General features: G+C 68.2%; 16 protein-coding genes. 11 read left to right on the top strand and 5 right to left on the bottom strand.

What is annotated here, in order from left to right:
* The first annotated feature begins 69 nt into the window (after positions 1–69).
* Positions 70–1,074, top strand: a complete 1,005-nt coding sequence (locus ACH438_RS28205; RefSeq protein ID WP_397010480.1) for a GlxA family transcriptional regulator — start codon at positions 70–72, stop codon at positions 1,072–1,074.
* 9 nt (positions 1,075–1,083) lie between these two features.
* On the opposite strand, the gene ACH438_RS28200 is transcribed toward ACH438_RS28205, so the two are convergent.
* On the bottom strand, positions 1,084–1,866 hold the full coding sequence (locus ACH438_RS28200; protein ID WP_397010478.1) for a phosphatase: 783 nt from the start codon (positions 1,864–1,866) through the stop codon (positions 1,084–1,086).
* A 69-nt stretch (positions 1,867–1,935) separates the two neighbouring features.
* Positions 1,936–3,384: a DUF349 domain-containing protein gene (locus tag ACH438_RS28195; protein ID WP_397010476.1), complete on the bottom strand. Its 1,449-nt coding sequence runs from the start codon at positions 3,382–3,384 to the stop codon at positions 1,936–1,938.
* 174 nt (positions 3,385–3,558) lie between these two features.
* Between ACH438_RS28195 and ACH438_RS28190 the strand changes: the two genes are divergently transcribed.
* Positions 3,559–4,431 (top strand): hypothetical protein, encoded by an 873-nt coding sequence (locus ACH438_RS28190; RefSeq protein ID WP_397010474.1) that lies wholly within the window; start codon positions 3,559–3,561, stop codon positions 4,429–4,431.
* Positions 4,407–5,354, top strand: coding sequence for a tRNA (adenosine(37)-N6)-dimethylallyltransferase MiaA (miaA, locus tag ACH438_RS28185; protein ID WP_397010472.1), 948 nt, complete (start codon positions 4,407–4,409; stop codon positions 5,352–5,354). Before ACH438_RS28190 ends, miaA begins: the two co-directional genes overlap by 25 nt.
* Here the strand turns inward: miaA and ACH438_RS28180 are convergent.
* Positions 5,337–5,999 (bottom strand): TetR/AcrR family transcriptional regulator, encoded by a 663-nt coding sequence (locus ACH438_RS28180; protein ID WP_397010470.1) that lies wholly within the window; start codon positions 5,997–5,999, stop codon positions 5,337–5,339. The genes miaA and ACH438_RS28180 overlap by 18 nt on opposite strands.
* Positions 6,000–6,105: 106 nt before the next feature.
* Between ACH438_RS28180 and ACH438_RS28175 the strand changes: the two genes are divergently transcribed.
* The 3 genes from ACH438_RS28175 (at position 6,106) to dapF (ending at position 8,888) form a co-directional block, all read left to right on the top strand.
* On the top strand, positions 6,106–7,020 hold the full coding sequence (locus ACH438_RS28175) for an SDR family oxidoreductase (RefSeq protein ID WP_397010468.1): 915 nt from the start codon (positions 6,106–6,108) through the stop codon (positions 7,018–7,020).
* 101 nt (positions 7,021–7,121) lie between these two features.
* On the top strand, positions 7,122–7,943 hold the full coding sequence (locus ACH438_RS28170) for a TrmH family RNA methyltransferase (RefSeq protein ID WP_397010466.1): 822 nt from the start codon (positions 7,122–7,124) through the stop codon (positions 7,941–7,943).
* Between the two features lie 51 nt (positions 7,944–7,994).
* The gene (gene dapF, locus ACH438_RS28165) at positions 7,995–8,888 is read left to right on the top strand and encodes a diaminopimelate epimerase (protein WP_397010789.1); all 894 of its coding nucleotides are present in this window, start codon (positions 7,995–7,997) and stop codon (positions 8,886–8,888) included.
* 45 nt (positions 8,889–8,933) lie between these two features.
* On the opposite strand, the gene ACH438_RS28160 is transcribed toward dapF, so the two are convergent.
* Entirely contained in the window at positions 8,934–9,242 is a 309-nt protein-coding gene (locus tag ACH438_RS28160) for a hypothetical protein (protein WP_397010464.1), read from the bottom strand.
* Here ACH438_RS28160 and ACH438_RS28155 point away from each other — a divergent pair.
* Positions 9,198–9,425 carry a MarR family winged helix-turn-helix transcriptional regulator gene (locus tag ACH438_RS28155; protein ID WP_397010462.1) on the top strand — a complete coding sequence of 76 codons (228 nt, stop codon included), beginning with the start codon at positions 9,198–9,200 and terminating at the stop codon, positions 9,423–9,425. The genes ACH438_RS28160 and ACH438_RS28155 overlap by 45 nt on opposite strands.
* Here ACH438_RS28155 and ACH438_RS28150 read toward each other — a convergent pair whose 3' ends face one another.
* On the bottom strand, positions 9,426–10,535 hold the full coding sequence (locus tag ACH438_RS28150) for an alkene reductase (RefSeq protein ID WP_397010460.1): 1,110 nt from the start codon (positions 10,533–10,535) through the stop codon (positions 9,426–9,428).
* Positions 10,536–10,595: 60 nt separating this feature from the next.
* Here ACH438_RS28150 and ACH438_RS28145 point away from each other — a divergent pair, with 60 nt between their 5' ends.
* The 4 genes from ACH438_RS28145 to ACH438_RS28130 all read left to right on the top strand — a co-directional run bounded on the left by ACH438_RS28145 (position 10,596) and on the right by ACH438_RS28130 (position 15,334).
* Positions 10,596–10,967, top strand: coding sequence for a MerR family transcriptional regulator (locus ACH438_RS28145; protein WP_397010458.1), 372 nt, complete (start codon positions 10,596–10,598; stop codon positions 10,965–10,967).
* Between the two features lie 42 nt (positions 10,968–11,009).
* The gene (hflX, locus tag ACH438_RS28140) at positions 11,010–12,518 is read left to right on the top strand and encodes a GTPase HflX (RefSeq protein ID WP_397010455.1); all 1,509 of its coding nucleotides are present in this window, start codon (positions 11,010–11,012) and stop codon (positions 12,516–12,518) included.
* A 208-nt stretch (positions 12,519–12,726) separates the two neighbouring features.
* Complete coding sequence (locus ACH438_RS28135; protein ID WP_397010453.1) at positions 12,727–14,394, top strand: AMP-binding protein; 1,668 nt, start codon at positions 12,727–12,729, stop codon at positions 14,392–14,394.
* A gap of 139 nt (positions 14,395–14,533) precedes the next feature.
* Complete coding sequence (locus ACH438_RS28130; RefSeq protein ID WP_397010451.1) at positions 14,534–15,334, top strand: lysophospholipid acyltransferase family protein; 801 nt, start codon at positions 14,534–14,536, stop codon at positions 15,332–15,334.
* Positions 15,335–15,408 lie beyond the last annotated feature (74 nt).

The following is a 15,408-nucleotide window of genomic DNA, read 5'->3' as shown; positions in this document are numbered from 1 at the left end:
TCCCGCCAACAGTGGCAGAAATGCCATGATGCGCTAGATTTCTGACAGGCGGCGCGCTAGATTCCGGACATGGAGTCAGCCAGCGCTGGAACGATCGCCGTCGCCGTGGCACCGGGCATGCCGGTCTTCGAAGTGGCGATCCCGTACCAGGTCTTCCATGAACCGCCGGTCGGCGTGGACCCGGCCACCTGGTACGACTTCCGGCTGTGCGGTCCGCGCGAGCATCGTTCCGCGGAGATGCGCGATCCGTTCGTGGTCCTCACCGATCACGATTACGACGATCTGGTCCGCGCCGACACCGTCATCATCCCGTCCACCCCGAACGTGCGCGAGGACCCGCCCGCCGACCTGGTCGACGCCGTCCGCGCCGCCTACGACCGCGGCGCCCGCATCGCCTCACTGTGCTCGGGCGCCTTCATTCTCGGCGCGGCGGGCCTGCTCGAAGGCCGCCGCATGACCACACACTGGCGGCACCTGGACGCGCTCGCCGAACGCCACCCGAATCTGGATGTCGACCCGACGGTCCTCTACATCGACGACGGCCGCATTCTCACCAGCGCGGGCACCATGGCCGGAATGGACCTGTGCATCCACCTGATTCGCAAGGATCTCGGCTCGGCCGCCGCCAATGCCGCCGCCCGCCACCTGGTGGTCCCGCCGCACCGCGCCGGCGGCCAGGCCCAATTCCTGCAATCCCCGGTGCCCGCGGTCGCCACCGACTCCGGCCTCTCGGCCACCCTGCAGTGGGCGATCCGCCGCCTCGACAAACCGCTGACCGTCACCGACCTGGCCCGCCACGCCAATACCAGCGAACGCACCCTGTCCCGCCGCTTTCATGCCGAAATCGGCGGCACCCCACTGCAATGGCTGCTGACCCAGCGCATAATCCGAGCCCGCGAACTCCTCGAAACCACCGACCTCCCGGTCGACGTGGTCGCCGACCGCTGCGGCCTCGGCAGCCCCGCCAACCTGCGCGCCCACTTCGGCCGCGAAGTAGGCATCTCCCCGAGCGAATACCGCCGCACCCACCGCGCCACCCGCCACGAAGTGATCACCACCCCGGTTACTACGTAATCGAATCCTTCAGCGCGACAGGATGTATTCGCCGAGGAGGTCGTATTCCTCGGCGGCGATGCCGTCGTCGAGGGGGACCGCCACCGCGACGGTGCCTTCTTCCTCGCCGACGAAGAGGGCCGGGTCATTGCAGTCCGCGAAGCCGATGGCGTCGATGCCCGCGTAGGCCGCGCCGCCGCACCAGCCGTGGTCGGCGACCACCAGATCGGGCATGGGCTCACCGGATTGGGCGAGTTCGGTGAGGACCGTACGGATCGGCTGCGCTGAATGGGTGTGCGCGCGGCGGCCGATATCGACCACCATGGCCACGCCGCGGTCGTAGCGGATCTCCAGATGGCGCCAGCCCCAATTGGTATCGGTGTCGAAGCCCAGGCCCGCGCCCGCTTCGACCACGGTGCCGCCGGCCACTTTGAGCGCGGCGGCCAGCTGTTGATACAGGCGTGCGAGGCGGGCCGGATGCCCGGTGGCGAACAGGACCCGCTGTTGTTCGCGCAACGCCTTGTCGAATCGGGCCGCATACCGATCCAGTGCCGCCGCAGTGCGTTCCGGGTCGATGGTGTCCTTGCCGCGCCGGTAGTTGAGGCGGGGATCGACGCCGACCTTGCGGACCATGAGATCCAGGATCGCGTCCTCGGTCCACTGCGGGCCGGGGTTCAAACCGAACAGGAAATCCGGTTCGCGTTCGGCCAGCCGGCGATAATGCTCGAGGTTGTTCTCGCGCGAGGTGGCGACGCGTCCGGCCATTCCGGTCGCCAGCAGATGCGCGATGAGTTGTTCCCGGTTCGGCGCCATGCCATCGAGATTAGCGACAAACGAAAAGGTCCGGCGGTCAACGGAACTCGTCGACCGCCGGACCTTCGCTCAGCGCTGGCTGACCGCGCCCTCGGCGGCGTCGGCCCATTCCCGCCACTGCTTGGCCTGTTCCAGGGCCTTTTCCGCATCGCGGGTCTTACCGGCGGCCTGTGCCTTGGCGGCCTGCTCCTCGAACTGTGCGACCCGCTCCCGGAATTGGGCGGCGCGGGCCATGGCCTCGGGATCGCTGCGGCGCCACTGGGCGTCGACGGCCTCGCGGACCTTCTTCTCGATGGTGCGCAGGCGCGATTCCAGATCGTGCATGCGCTCGCGCGGCACCTTGCCGATGGCGTCCCACTTCTCCTGCAGGTCGCGCAGGGCGGCGCGGGCGGTGTCGAGGCCGGCTTCGGGATCGATATTGCCGAAGTGCGCGAGCAGGTCCTCCTTGGCGGCGGCATTCTGCTCGAATTCGGCGTCGCGTTCGTTGGCGGCGGAGTTCCGGGCCGCGAAGAAGATGTCCTGCGCGGTCTTGAAGCGGCGCCACAGCTGTTCGTCGGCCTCGCGCGGGGCGCGGCCGGCGGCCTTCCACTCGGCGAGCAGGTCCCGGAAGACGGCGGCGGTGCCGGACCAGTCGGTGGAATCCGACAGTTCCTCGGCGCGCACGCAGAGTTCTTCCTTGCGGGTCTTGGCCGAGGCGCGTTCGCGATCCAGTTCGGCGAAGTGGGCGCCGCGGCGGCGGTTGAACGCCTCCCGCGCCTTCGAGAAGCGCCGCCACAGCGCGTCGTCGACCTTGCGGTCCACGCCGCGGATGGTCTTCCACTCGTCGAGGATCTCGCGCAGCCGGTCGCCGGCGACCTTCCACTGGGTGGAGTCGGCGGCGATCTGCTCGGCCTCGGCGGCGAGGGCTTCTTTGCGCTCGGTTTGCTCGTGCCGGGTGCGTTCCTTCTCCTCCTTGGCGTGCGCGGCCGCCTCGTCGGAGTGCTCGATGATGGCTTTCAGGCGGCCGGTCAGCCCGTCGATATCACCGATGACGGAGGCTTCGGGCAACGTTTCGGCAAGCGCCTGGGCCGCTGTCTTGGTCTTGCGGGCGTCGGTGCCGGCGGCCAGGCGGGCCTCCAGCAGCGCCACCTCGGTGGCCAGGTCGTCGAAGCGGCGGCCGAAGTGTGCCAGGCCTTCGGCCGCATCACCGGCCTGCCAGGACCCGATGACGCGTTCACCGTCGGCGGTCTTGACCCATGCGGTGCCGTCCTCGTCGACGCGTCCCCACTGGCTGGGGTCGCTCACGGTCGGCACGACCACCGGATGCGGATGGGGGGTCGCCGGGCCGGGCGTGGGCTTGACGGCGTGTGGTTTGGGGGACTCCGGTTTGCGTCCACCGGCTCCGGGACGGGGTCCGGCGGCAGTCGCCGGGGACGGTCGCCCGCCCTGACCTGGAAGGGGTGCGGCAGCGGCGCCGGGCAGGGGCGTCGGGGTCGACTCCGGGTGGGTAGCCTTCTCGGTTCCGTTGTTCTCGGTCATTGCTCCTCGTCCCTGCCGCGCGTCACGGCTGCCTGGTTACGCCCTAGCTCATCCGTCTAGCTCATCCCATTCAACCAGGCTGAGATGCGAAATGCTGTCTTTGAGCCCACCTCGGTGGCGCGGCGACGCAGGCGGATGGGGCTGGTGAGGTGCGTTAGCGCTACGGTTGACGGCGTGTTCCGTGTTGCGTCGCTGGTCCCCTCGCCGCCCGTGCTGGTGCCCGAACTCGGGGGCGCGGCCGGCGCCGCGGCGGATACCGAGGTGGCGGAGTTGCGCACGGCCGTCCTGCGGGCCGCCCGTGAACTGGCCGGGCAGGCCACGCGCTGGATCGTGGTCGGCGCGGACGAGGCGACGCGGGTCATCGGATCGGATGCGGTGGGCACATTCCGGGGATACGGCGCGGACGTGCGTGTCGGTTTGACCGGCGGCAGCCAGGCCGAAAACGAGGACACAGATCCGGCCTTGCCGCTGCCGGTGCTGATCGCGGGCTGGTTGCGCGCGCAGGTCGCACCCGCCGCGGTTGCAGTGTCCCGTCCGGCCACCGATACCCGCCTGGGCCGTGAACCGCACCTGGACACCGAATCGCGCGTGGACACCGAATCGCGCGTCTCCGTTGGAGCTCCTGCAGTTGGCGAAGCGTCCGTGGTGGCCGAAGCTCGCTTGGTTGCGGCGGATCTGTCGTCCGCGGAGTGCGTCGCCTTCGGCCGGGCGCTGCGGGCGGAGCTGGATGCCGCGCCGGAACCGTACGGTGTGCTCGCCGTCGGCGATGGCGCCGCGACGTTGTCCACCAAGTCACCCCGCTACTTCGACGAACGCGCCGAAAAGGTGCAGGCAGAGATCGATCGCGCGCTCGCCGCGGGGGATCGGGATGCGCTGGCCGCGTTGGATCAGCAGTTGTGCGCCGAACTCGCAGTTGCCGGGCGGCCGGTATTCCAGGTGCTCGCGGGCCTGTTCGCCGAAAACCCCGAGGTCGAAACCTTGTACGCCGCTGCCCCGTTCGGGGTGGCCTACCAGGTGAGCGTGTGGCGCCCGGGCGGGTCGGCGTGATCCGGCCTGTCGCGGTGGTGGGCCCGACCGCCACCGGAAAGTCCGATCTGGCATTGGATCTGGCAGAACGCCTGCACGGCGAGATCGTCAATATCGATGCGATGCAGTTGTACCGAGGCATGGATATCGGCACCGCCAAACTGCCTGTCGCCGAGCGCCGCGGTATCCCGCATCACCAGCTGGATGTCCTGGATATCACCGAGACCGCGACGGTCGCCGCGTATCAGACGGCGGCCCGCGCGGATGTCGAGGCGATCCTCGCGCGCGGGCGCACGCCCGTCATCGTGGGCGGTTCGATGATGTATGTGCAAGCGCTGCTGGACGATTGGGATTTCCCGGCGACCGATCCGGACATCCGCGCCAAATGGGAAGCGGTGCTGGAGGAGAAGGGCGTCGTCATCGTCCACGAGGCGTTGAAGCAGGCGGATCCGGTGGCCGCGGCCACGATCCTGCCGACCGACGGCCGCCGCATGGTCCGCGCGCTCGAGGTGGTCGAGCTGACCGGCCGGCCGTTCGCGGCCTCGGCCCCGCAGATCGGTGAACCCCGCTGGGGCACGACCATTCTCGGTGTGGACCGCGAGACGGCCGAACTCGATGCCCGCATCGAATTGCGTACCGCGAAGATGTTCGAATCCGGGCTGCTCGACGAGGTGCACACGCTCCTCGGTCAGGGTCTGCGCGACGGCCAGACCGCCCGGCGCGCCATCGGATATGCGCAGGTCCTCGACTTCATCGACGGTGAATACGATCTCGCGGAAGCGCAGGAGCGCACCTTCATCGGCACCCGCCGGTATGTGCGCCGCCAGCGTTCCTGGTTCCGCCGGGACAGCCGCGTGCACTGGGTGAACGGCGCCGATCCGGACCTGGTCGTGCAGGCGCGGGCGATCGTGGACGAGGCCGCGCATTCAGTCGTCGGCGAGTAGGCCTTTCGCCACCGTGTTCAGCATGTCCGTGAGGGTGGCTTCGAAATCGAGTCGCAGTGCGGCGAGGTCGGAGTACTGCTCGTAGGCGGCGAGCATGGCCGCGGACGGATGGCTGTGGCCCCACAAGGCGCCGGCCGACATCTGTGTCATCCCAACGAATTTCAGTGCTCGATCACCGGTCAGTTCCGGAATGACGCGTTCGACGGTCGCCGCGAGTTCGACCGCGTTGGCATAGGCGGTGCGCTTGAACCGGGCGGCGACCTCGGGGGAGATGTTCCGTTCCAGCACCGCGGCTTGCGCGCCGAACAGATCGCAGAGCACGGGGTCGGCGATGAGTGTCCGGACCACGCAGCCGACCAGTCGCTCGCGCCGGGTGCGCAGGTCGCCGCCGATCTCGGCGAGCAGGGGAGTGAGCTGCGCGAGCCAGTCGCGGCAGGACTGGTCGAGGAGTTCCAGCAGTACGGCTTCGAGTGATTCGAAGTAGCGCAGCACATTCGACTTGGCGAGTCCGACGCGCCGGGCCAGCTCGTTGAGTCCGACGTCGGCGACGGGCATTTCGGCGAGCATGGCCGCGGCGGTGGTGAGGATCGCCTGCCGGCGTTGTTCGCGCTGCTCCTCGCTGCGGGCGCGTTGGAACTGGACCATGCTGCCAGTATTTCAGACCACCGGTCTATTGACAAAGGACCGGTGGTCTCTTAGCGTTGAACGCATCAACAGACCACTGGTCTTTAATCTCCCTGGAGGTTCCGATATGTACGACGTTCCTGATCAGACCGGCAAAACCTTCGTCATCACCGGTGCCAACAGCGGTACCGGCAAGGAAGCCACCGCCCGCCTGGCCGCCGCCGGCGCGCAGGTGATCATGGCCGTGCGCACTCCTGAGAAAGGCGAGCAGGCCAAGGCCGAAATCCTCGCGCAGCATCCGCAGGCGAAGCTCGAGATCCGCCGCGTCGATCTCGCCGACCTCGCCTCCGTCCGGAGCTTCGCGGACGAGCTGATCGCATCCGGGCAGCCCATCGACGTGCTGGTCAACAATGCCGGCGTCATGACCCCGCCCACCCGCCAGACCACCGCCGACGGCTTCGAGCTGCAGTTCGGCAGCAACTACCTCGGTCCGTTCGCCCTGACCATGCTGCTGCTCCCGACCCTGTTGCGCGCCGAGCAGCCGCGCATCGCCACCATGAGCAGCGGTGTCGTCTGGCAGGGCCGGATCCGTTTCGACGATCTCCAATGGAAACGCCGCTACCGCCCGATGCCCGCCTACGCACAGTCCAAGCTGGCCGATCTGATGCTGGCTCGCGAGCTGGACCGGATCGCGCGCGAGCGCGGCTGGAACCTGTCGAGCACCGCCGCCCACCCCGGTTACACCCACACCAACCTGCAGACCGCCGGCGCGAGCCTCGGCCACGACGGTCAGCGGCGTTCGCTCCTGACCAATCTGACCTTCCTGCCCAGCCAGCAGGTGGACACCGGCACCGAACCACTGCTCTTCGCCGCGGCTGACGCGGCCGCGAAATCCGGCGAATACTACGGTCCTACTGGACGATTCGGCCTGGTCGGCCCCACCGGCCGCGCCCGCGTGCCGCGCCGGACCGGCAATCCGGACACGGTGCGCCGCCTCTGGGCGGAATCCGAGCGCCTCACCGGTACCCGCCTGCCCGATTGATCCCGGGGCGGCATCTCGCATGCGCACTGCGGACACTCCATGGGCAAGGGACACGCCAGATCACGGCCCGGGATGTCGGGCCTGCGCGCTACCTTGCTGTGATGACGCGCCGGGCGAATACTCGCAGTGCCGCCGTCGAGGTTTGGCACGAATACCTGAGCAACAAGGCCAAACGCTTGCGGGACGGCCGATTCCTGGTGCACGGCAGGCGCGCCATCACCCGGGCGCTCGAATGTCGTTGGCCGCTGGAGACTCTCGTCTACCGGCTCGGCGCGCCGGAACCGTCGGAGTGGGCCCGGCAGGTGCTCGATACCAGCGGGGTGCCCAGCGTCGGTCTGGTGCCGGAGGTGATGGCCGGGCTCGCGGAACCGTCGGGCCCGGTGCCCGAACTGGTCGCGGTCGCGGTATCGCAGCGGACCGAGCTGGAGGATTTCGCGCCGGGCACGCCGTGGGATCCGCCCACGGTCGTGGTCTACGACCGGCCCGCCTCGGCGGTGCGGCTGGGTGCGCTCATCCGGTCGTCGGTCGCGTACGGCGCGGGTGGCGTGATCGTGACCGGTACGGCCGCAGACCATTACGACCCGCAGAGTGTGCGGGCCTCGGACGGCGCGCTGTTCGCGATCCCCGTCCTGCGTGCGTCCGGTCCCGCGCAGGTGGCGGCGTTCCGGGCCCGGCAGCGGGACCGCGGGATCGCGACCCGTATCGTCGGCAGTGACGATCACGGCGGTATCGCCGTCGACGAACTCCGGTTCGGCGACGCCACCGTCCTGGTCCTCGGTGACGAGAGCGAGCGGCTCGCCGCCCCCTGGCAGCAGGTGTGCGATGAGCTGGTGTGCGTTCCGACCGACGGCACGCTGGGCGCGCCGGCGGCGGCCGCGGTGGCGCTATACGAAATCTCGCGGCAACGCCGGTTGTTGCGGTGAGAGAGTCCAGGAGTGGTGGGAAGGGTTATGAGCGAGAACGGTGCGGCTGATATCGAATTCAGCAAGGGGCACGGCACCCAGAACGATTTCGTGGTGCTGCCAGATCCGGATGCGTGGCTGGCACTGAGCGAATCCCGTGTCGCCGCCCTGTGTGACCGGCAGCGCGGCATCGGCGCCGACGGCGTGCTGCGGGTCGCCCGCGCGGGCGCGCTGGTCGAGAACGGTGCCCTGGCCGGACTGCCCGCGGACGTGAGCGCCGAGGACTGGTTCATGGACTACCGCAATGCCGACGGCTCGATCGCCGAGATGTGCGGCAACGGCGTGCGCGTGTTCGCCCACTACCTGGTCGCGAACGGGCTGGAGGAGCGCACGGAATTCGTGGTCGGTTCGCGTGCCGGCGCCCGCCCGGTGATCGTGCATCACGCCGATCCCGTGCACGGTGAGGTCACCGTCGCCATGGGCAAGGTCACCGTTCTCGGGACGTCGGCCGCGACCCTCGACGGTCACGAATTCACCGGTCTCGGTATCGATGTCGGCAATCCGCACCTGGCCTGCGTCGACCCGGACCTGACCCCGCAACTGCTGGTCGGCCTGAATCTGGAGCACGCCCCCAGCTTCGACCGCACCTTCTTCCCGCACGGCGTGAATGTCGAGATCCTCACCGCCCTCGGTGTCGGCTCCGACGGCGAACGCGGCGTGGACATGCGCGTCTACGAACGCGGCGTCGGCGAAACCCGTTCCTGCGGAACCGGAACCGTCGCTGCGGCGGCCGCCGCCCTGGCCCGCGACGGCTTCGACCTATCCACCGACACCGGCCACGTCCAGGTCCGCATCCCCGGCGGCACGGTCACCGTCGCCATCGACAACGGCGCGGCCACTCTGCGCGGCCCCTCGGTCCTCGTGGCTACCGGCCGCATCGCCGCCAAGTGGTGGCAGGACGCCTGAGCCGAACGTGGTTGCGTAGCACTCGAGCGGTACCTACTGCCTGAACTAGGGCGTGATGACGAGGCGCTGTGCGGTGCGCGGCGCTTCGGCCCAGGCCTGTTCGACCTGTGACAGGGGGACCGGCCGGGCGTCGATCTCGAAGGTGCCCTTGGTGATTTCGGCGGCCAGTTCGGGGAGTTCGCCGAGGATTTCGCGGGTGCCGACCGAACCCTGTCCGCTGCCGACGATCTGGAGGCGCGCGGCGCGCAGTGCGGCGGAGGGGATGGGTGCGGTCGCGCCCGCGACTTCCTCGGCCTCGATAAATCGACCATGACCGGACTGGTCGGCCGCGCCGAGAAACGCGGCCTCCTGCAACGCGCCCCGAATCCCGACGACGGCCGCGCGGTCGACGTCTTCGTCACCGAAGCGGGCGCCGCCCTCATCGACCGCGCCCGCGCGCAGGTGGATCGCGAACTCGCACCGCGTATCGGCGAACTCAGCCCCGCCGAGCAGCGCCGCCTGCAATCCCTGCTGGAGCGCATGCGCCCCTCGCGCTGATCACGCCGCGTCGGCCCGCTCGTCGTCGAGGGCCGGGTAATCGGTGTATCCCTCCGGGCCGCCGACGTACATGAAGTGGCTGTCGCGCACCGGATTCAACGCTGCCCCGAGCCGCAATCGTCGCACCAGATCGGGATTGGCGATGAAGGCCCGCCCGAGCGAGATCAGGTCCGCACCTGCCGCGAGCAGGGCTTCCGCGGCGGCCTTCCCGCCGTCCTCCGGCAACGGCACACCCCAGCCGAGCCGCGGATTGGCCATGAGCACGCCTGGCCACAGTGCCCGGATCTGCTGGAACAGCGCACTTTCCGGCTCGGCGAAGACCAGGTGCAGATAGGCGAGCCCGCGTTCGGCCAAGGCCGCGACCAGCACCGGATACAGCGCCTCGGTGTCATCCTCTTCGATGCCGTTGGCCCGGCCGTCGGGGGACAGCCGCACGCCGACGCGCTCGGGCCCGATGGCGGCGGCCACGGCATCGACCACTTCCAGGGTGAAGCGGATGCGGTTCTCGATGCTGCCGCCGTATTCATCCGTGCGGTGATTGGTGTTGTTGGACAGGAACTGGTGCAGCAGATGCCCGTTCGCGCTGTGAATCTCGACGCCCTCGAACCCCGCGGCCCTGGCATTGCGGGCGGCGTTGACGAAATCGGCAATGGTGGACTCGATCCCGTCCCGGTCGAGTTCCCGCGGCAGCACCGATTCCTGGCGTCCGCTCGGCGTGTGAATGTCTTCGGGTAGCCGAATCGGTGACGGCGCAACGGGAGTCAGTCCACTGTTGTCCGGATGCCCGACCCGTCCGCCGTGCTGGATCTGCACGAACATCCGCCCGCCCGCCGCGCGTACCGAAGCGGTGACCCGCCGCCATCCAGCGACCTGCGACTCGCTGTAGAGCCCGGGAATGTTCGGATAGGTCTGCCCGACCCGATTCGGTGTAGCGGCCTCGGCGATGATGAATCCCGCCCCGGCCCGTTGTGTGTAGTACTCGACCATGAGATCCGATGGTGTCCCGTCGGCTTCCGCGCGGTTGCGGGTCAGCGGCGCCATCACCAGTCGGTGGGAAAGCTCCAGCTCACCGAGCTGGAAGGCCTGGAAGATCGGTTCATTGTTCGTCATGCCGGTAAGGTAAAACCTGACATCAATGTGAGGTGCAAGCGTCGAATCCCGGAGTGCGGCATGCGAATCGGTGAACTGTCCCGGAGAACCGGTGTGAGCGAACGCTCCCTGCGGTATTACGAGGAGCAGGGCCTGCTGGTGCCGACCCGCACACCCGGCGGTCAGCGTGACTATCCGGACTTGGCCGTGGATCGGGTGATTCATATCCAGGAGTTGTTCGCGGCGGGCCTGAACAGCAAGAAGATCTTCCGCATCCTCCCGTGCATGCGGGACAGCGACGGCGGCGCGAACGAGCGCGCCACGCCCGAGCTGGTCTCGGAGTTGCGGGCCGAACGCGACCGCATCGACGACACGATCGCCGACCTGCTGCGCTCCCGCGAAGTCCTCGACGAAGTGATCGATCGAGCGGGGGAGCGTTTCGCCGCGAAATAACCGAATGCGGGTTCTCGTTGGTTCGTGGGACCATGGAGGCGTATGAGTAAATCAGAAACGTACGAGTTCACCCCCGCCGACGAGTTCGACGAGGAGATCACCGACGAGGCCGACAGCGGTCAGAACGGGTGGTCCGCCGCGCCCACGGTCGGTGAGCTGCAGCTCGAGGAGCGCAGTGCCTTGCGCCGCGTGGCCGGGCTGTCCACCGAACTCACCGACGTCACCGAGGTCGAGTACCGGCAGCTGCGCCTGGAGCGCGTCGTGCTGGTCGGCGTCTGGACCGAGGGCAGCGCCGAACAGGCCGAAGCGAGCATGGCCGAACTGGCCGCACTCGCCGAGACGGCCGGTTCGGAAGTGCTGGACGCGATGGTGCAGCGGCGTGACAAGCCCGACAAGTCGACTTATCTGGGTTCCGGTAAGGCCGAGGAGCTGCGGGCCGTCGTGCTCGAGTCCGGCGCGGACACCGTGATCTGTGACGGTGAATTGAGTCCCGCACAGCTGACCGCGCTGGAGAAGGTCGTCAAGGTCAAGGTCATCGACCGGACGGCGCTCATCCTGGACATCTTCGCCCAGCACGCCACCTCGCGGGAGGGCAAGGCGCAGGTGTCGCTGGCGCAGATGGAATACATGCTGCCGCGACTGCGCGGCTGGGGTGAGTCCATGTCCCGGCAGGCCGGTGGTCGCGCCGGCAGCAATGGCGGTGTGGGTCTGCGTGGTCCCGGTGAAACGAAGATCGAGACCGACCGCCGTCGCATCCGTGAGCGAATGGCCAAGCTGCGCCGCGAGATTCGCGAGATGAAGACGGCCCGCGACACCAAGCGCGCCCGCCGCACGCAGAGCGGTATGCCGCAGGTCGCGATCGTCGGCTACACGAACGCGGGTAAGTCGAGCCTGATGAACGCGCTGACCGGTGCCGGAATCCTGGTGCAGGACGCCCTGTTCGCCACCCTGGATCCGACCACCCGCCGGTCCGCGCTGGAGGACGGCCGCGAGGTCGTCTTCACCGATACCGTCGGTTTCGTCCGCCACCTGCCGACCCAGCTGGTCGAGGCCTTCCGCTCGACGCTGGAGGAAGTGACCGGCGCCGACCTGCTGCTGCATGTGGTTGATGGTTCGGACCCGTTGCCGGATCAGCAGATCAAGGCGGTCCGCGAGGTCATCACCGACGTGCTGCGCGAAACCAAGACGCAGGCCCCGCCGGAACTGCTGGTGGTCAACAAGATCGACGCACTCGACCCGATGCAGCTGACCCAGCTGCGCGGCTGGCTGCCCGAGGCGGCCTTCGTCTCCGCCAGCACCGGGCAGGGCATCGAAGCGCTGCGCGACCGCCTGGGTGTGATCCTCGGGGGCCTGGATGTCGAGGTCAGCGTGCTGCTGCCCTACAGCCGCGGCGATCTGCTCTCGCGCATCCACGCCGACGGCCGCATCCTCAGCGAGGAGCACGAGGAGTCTGGCACCCGTGTCCGGGCCCGTGTCCCGCGCGCTCTTGCGGGGCCGCTCTCCGAGTTCGCGCATGCGGGCGCGGGAGTGTCCGAGCCTTCGGAGTCCTGAGCCCAGTACGCATACCGAGTCGCACGCCGCCGATGAATCTTCCGATTCACTCGGCGGCGTGACTCTTTCACCCCGAGTCCCACTCAGCCGGACGATTCCGGCGAATCCACTTCGAGCGCTTCGGTCTTCGTCACGCTGAGATACGTCGAACTTGTGCACTCGGGTGAGTGACCTGGTCGAGACTCGGCATATGGAAGGCGAATCGGACATGACGGACCTATCGACCGGCGAGCGGCGCGCGGATATCGCGACCATGCTGCTCGACCGGCTCGGCGATCAGCGCCCCGGCCTGCGTACCCGCGAGACGGACTGGACCTGGGACGAGGTGGTGCGGGAATCCGCCGCGCGCGCCGAGCTGGCCCGGACGCTGCGGCAGGACGGTCCGTTCCATATCGGGGTGCTGCTCGAGAACGTGCCCGATTTCGTCTTCTGGCTGGGTGGCGCGGCCCTGGCCGGCGCGACCGTTGCGGGCATCAATCCGACGCGCGGTAATGCCCAGCTGGAAGCCGATATTCGCTATGTGGACTGCCAGCTGATCGTCACCGACGCGGCGGGCATGGCGCGATTGCAGGAGCTGGATCTGGGCCTCGAACCGGATCGTTTCCTGCTGGTCGACGACCCCGGTTATGCGGCCCGGATCGCAGCGCATCGCGTCGAGCCTGTCGTGGCTGCGGGTCCGGAATCGCTGCTGCTCCTGCTGTTCACGTCCGGCACCACCGGTTCGTCGAAGGCGGTGAAGTGCAGTCAGCGCCGTCTGGCGGTTATCGCCTATGCCGCCAGGGACAAGTTCGGTCATCACCGCGAGGATGTCGACTACTGCTGTATGCCGCTGTTCCACGGCAATGCCATCATGGCGTTGTGGGCGCCGGCACTGTCGGTCGGTGCGACGGTGTGCCTGACGCCGAAATTCTCTGCCTCCCAATTCCTTCCGGACATCCGATATTTCGGCGCGACCTTCTTCACCTATGTGGGTAAGGCCCTGGGCTATCTGATGGCCACGCCCGAGACGCCGGAGGATGCCGGCAATTCGTTGACGCGCGGCTTCGGGACCGAGGCGTCGGTGGCCGATCAGGCCGAGTTCCGTCGTCGGTTCGGCGCCGAGTTGTTCGAAGGCTACGGATCCAGCGAGGGTTCGGGGCTGGTGGCCCTGGACCCTGCGGCGCCGCCCGCCGCGCTCGGCCGGCCCGCGCATCCGGGTGTCGCGGTGGTGCATCCGGATACGTTGATCGACTGTGCCCGTGCGGAATTGGACGAGTACGGTCGAGTCCGCAATCCGGACGAGGCCATCGGCGAGATGATCGACAAGGCCGGAGCGCTCGTTTTCGAGGGCTACTACAAGAACGATGTCGCCGACGCCGAGCGTATTCGCAACGGCTGGTATTGGACCGGTGATCTCGGCTACATCGATACCGCCGGGTTCCTCTACTTCGCGGGCCGCAAGGGCGACTGGATTCGCGTCGACGGCGAGAACACGTCGGCGCTCATGATCGAGCATGTGCTGCGCCGGCATCCGCGGGTGATCGCGGCCGCAGTGTACGGCGTCCCCGATCCGCGTTCGGGTGATCAGGTCATGGCGGCCATCGAGGTGGCCGACCCCTCCGTGCTGGATGTTGTCGAGTTCGCCGAATTCCTTTGTGCCCAGGACGATCTCGGCAGCAAGGGTGCCCCGCGCCTGCTGCGGGTGTCGGCGAACCTCCCGGTGACGGGCTCGAACAAGGTATTGAAACGGGAGCTGCAGGAGCAGGCGTGGCGTACCGGCGACCCTGTTTACCGGTGGCAGGGCCGTGGTAAGCCCGAATACGAGCGGATGACGGTCGCCGGCAGGGCGGACCTGGAAGCCGAATTCGTCACTTTCGGCAGGCAGCGTCTGCTATGACCGCTCCTCAGTTCGGCAGTGCCGAGTGACCCTCGTTACGATGACGTGATCGCATGTCTTGCAGGGAGGGTTTGTCGTGTCGCGGGATGGAAGAGACACATCGCAGGGGCTCACTGACGGTGCGCCGCTGCATATTCATTTGACCGAAACGGATCGGCGGATCATCGATCTGCTGATCGCGCCGTCGCGGGCGTGGTTCAGTCCGCGGTTCTACGGCATGGAGAACTTCCCGGAGCAGGGTCCGGTGCTGCTGGTCGGCAATCATTCCCTGGCCGGGGGGACGGATGCGCCGCTGCTGGCGCACGAGATTCTGGTGCAGCACGATCGGCTGGTCCGGGGGCTGGCCGAGAATGTGCTCATCGATGTGCCCGGGTTGCGAGATGTCTTGCACCGCTGGGGAATCGTGCGCGGCAATCGCCACAATTGCACCACGCTGCTGGAGCAGGGTGAGGCGGTGGCGGTGTTCCCGGGCGGCGGGCGGGAGGCCATGCGCGGGAAGGGCCAGAAGTACAAGCTGCTGTGGGAGGGCCGGACGGGCTTCGCGCACATGGCGATTGCGGCGGGCGCCCCGATCGTGCCGATCGCCATGGTGGGCGGCGACGATATCTACGACATCATCTTCGACGGGGATCATCCGGTGATGCGGCCGTTGCGGGCTGCGGTCACGGGTCTGGGGCTGCGGGCCTCGCTGACGCCGCCGTTGATCCGCGGGCTGGGGCCGACCTTGGTGCCGAAGCCGGAGCGGTTCTACTACGCGCTGGGTACGCCGATCGACACGAGTCCGTGGCGGGATGCGGCGGATCCGCACGAGGCGGCCGAGGAGTTGAAGGCCGTGGTGAAGAAGTCCCTCGAGGGTGAGCTGGAGTTCCTGCTGGCCGAGCGCGCGCGTGACCGCGGTCGCAGTCTGCTGGGTCGTACCTTGTCGGCCGTCGGTCTCTGACGCGGCTGCGTCCGCCGGCTAGGTTTACCGGCGTTCTTTGCACCCGTCCTGCGTGGTCAGCGTGGACCAGCGCA

Source organism: Nocardia sp. NPDC020380 (assembly GCF_044386975.1).
In the GTDB taxonomy this organism is placed as follows: Bacteria; Actinomycetota; Actinomycetes; order Mycobacteriales; family Mycobacteriaceae; genus Nocardia.
The sequence above is the reverse complement of the archived record's forward strand: the minus strand, read 5'-3'. Positions and strand labels throughout refer to the sequence as shown.

Bases quoted from the DNA above. Each gene is read 5' to 3' on its own strand.
- ACH438_RS28200 (WP_397010478.1), bottom strand. From the start codon at position 1,866: ATGGCGCCGAACCGGGAACAACTCATCGCGCATCTGCTGGCGACCGGA.
- ACH438_RS28170 (WP_397010466.1), top strand. From the start codon at position 7,122: ATGACGCGCCGGGCGAATACTCGCAGTGCCGCCGTCGAGGTTTGGCAC.
- ACH438_RS28180 (WP_397010470.1), bottom strand. From the start codon at position 5,999: ATGGTCCAGTTCCAACGCGCCCGCAGCGAGGAGCAGCGCGAACAACGC.
- ACH438_RS28195 (WP_397010476.1), bottom strand. From the start codon at position 3,384: ATGACCGAGAACAACGGAACCGAGAAGGCTACCCACCCGGAGTCGACC.
- ACH438_RS28205 (WP_397010480.1), top strand. From the start codon at position 70: ATGGAGTCAGCCAGCGCTGGAACGATCGCCGTCGCCGTGGCACCGGGC.
- ACH438_RS28145 (WP_397010458.1), top strand. From the start codon at position 10,596: ATGCGAATCGGTGAACTGTCCCGGAGAACCGGTGTGAGCGAACGCTCC.
- ACH438_RS28150 (WP_397010460.1), bottom strand. From the start codon at position 10,535: ATGACGAACAATGAACCGATCTTCCAGGCCTTCCAGCTCGGTGAGCTG.
- ACH438_RS28135 (WP_397010453.1), top strand. From the start codon at position 12,727: ATGACGGACCTATCGACCGGCGAGCGGCGCGCGGATATCGCGACCATG.
- ACH438_RS28155 (WP_397010462.1), top strand. From the start codon at position 9,198: ATGACCGGACTGGTCGGCCGCGCCGAGAAACGCGGCCTCCTGCAACGC.
- hflX (WP_397010455.1), top strand. From the start codon at position 11,010: ATGAGTAAATCAGAAACGTACGAGTTCACCCCCGCCGACGAGTTCGAC.
- ACH438_RS28175 (WP_397010468.1), top strand. From the start codon at position 6,106: ATGTACGACGTTCCTGATCAGACCGGCAAAACCTTCGTCATCACCGGT.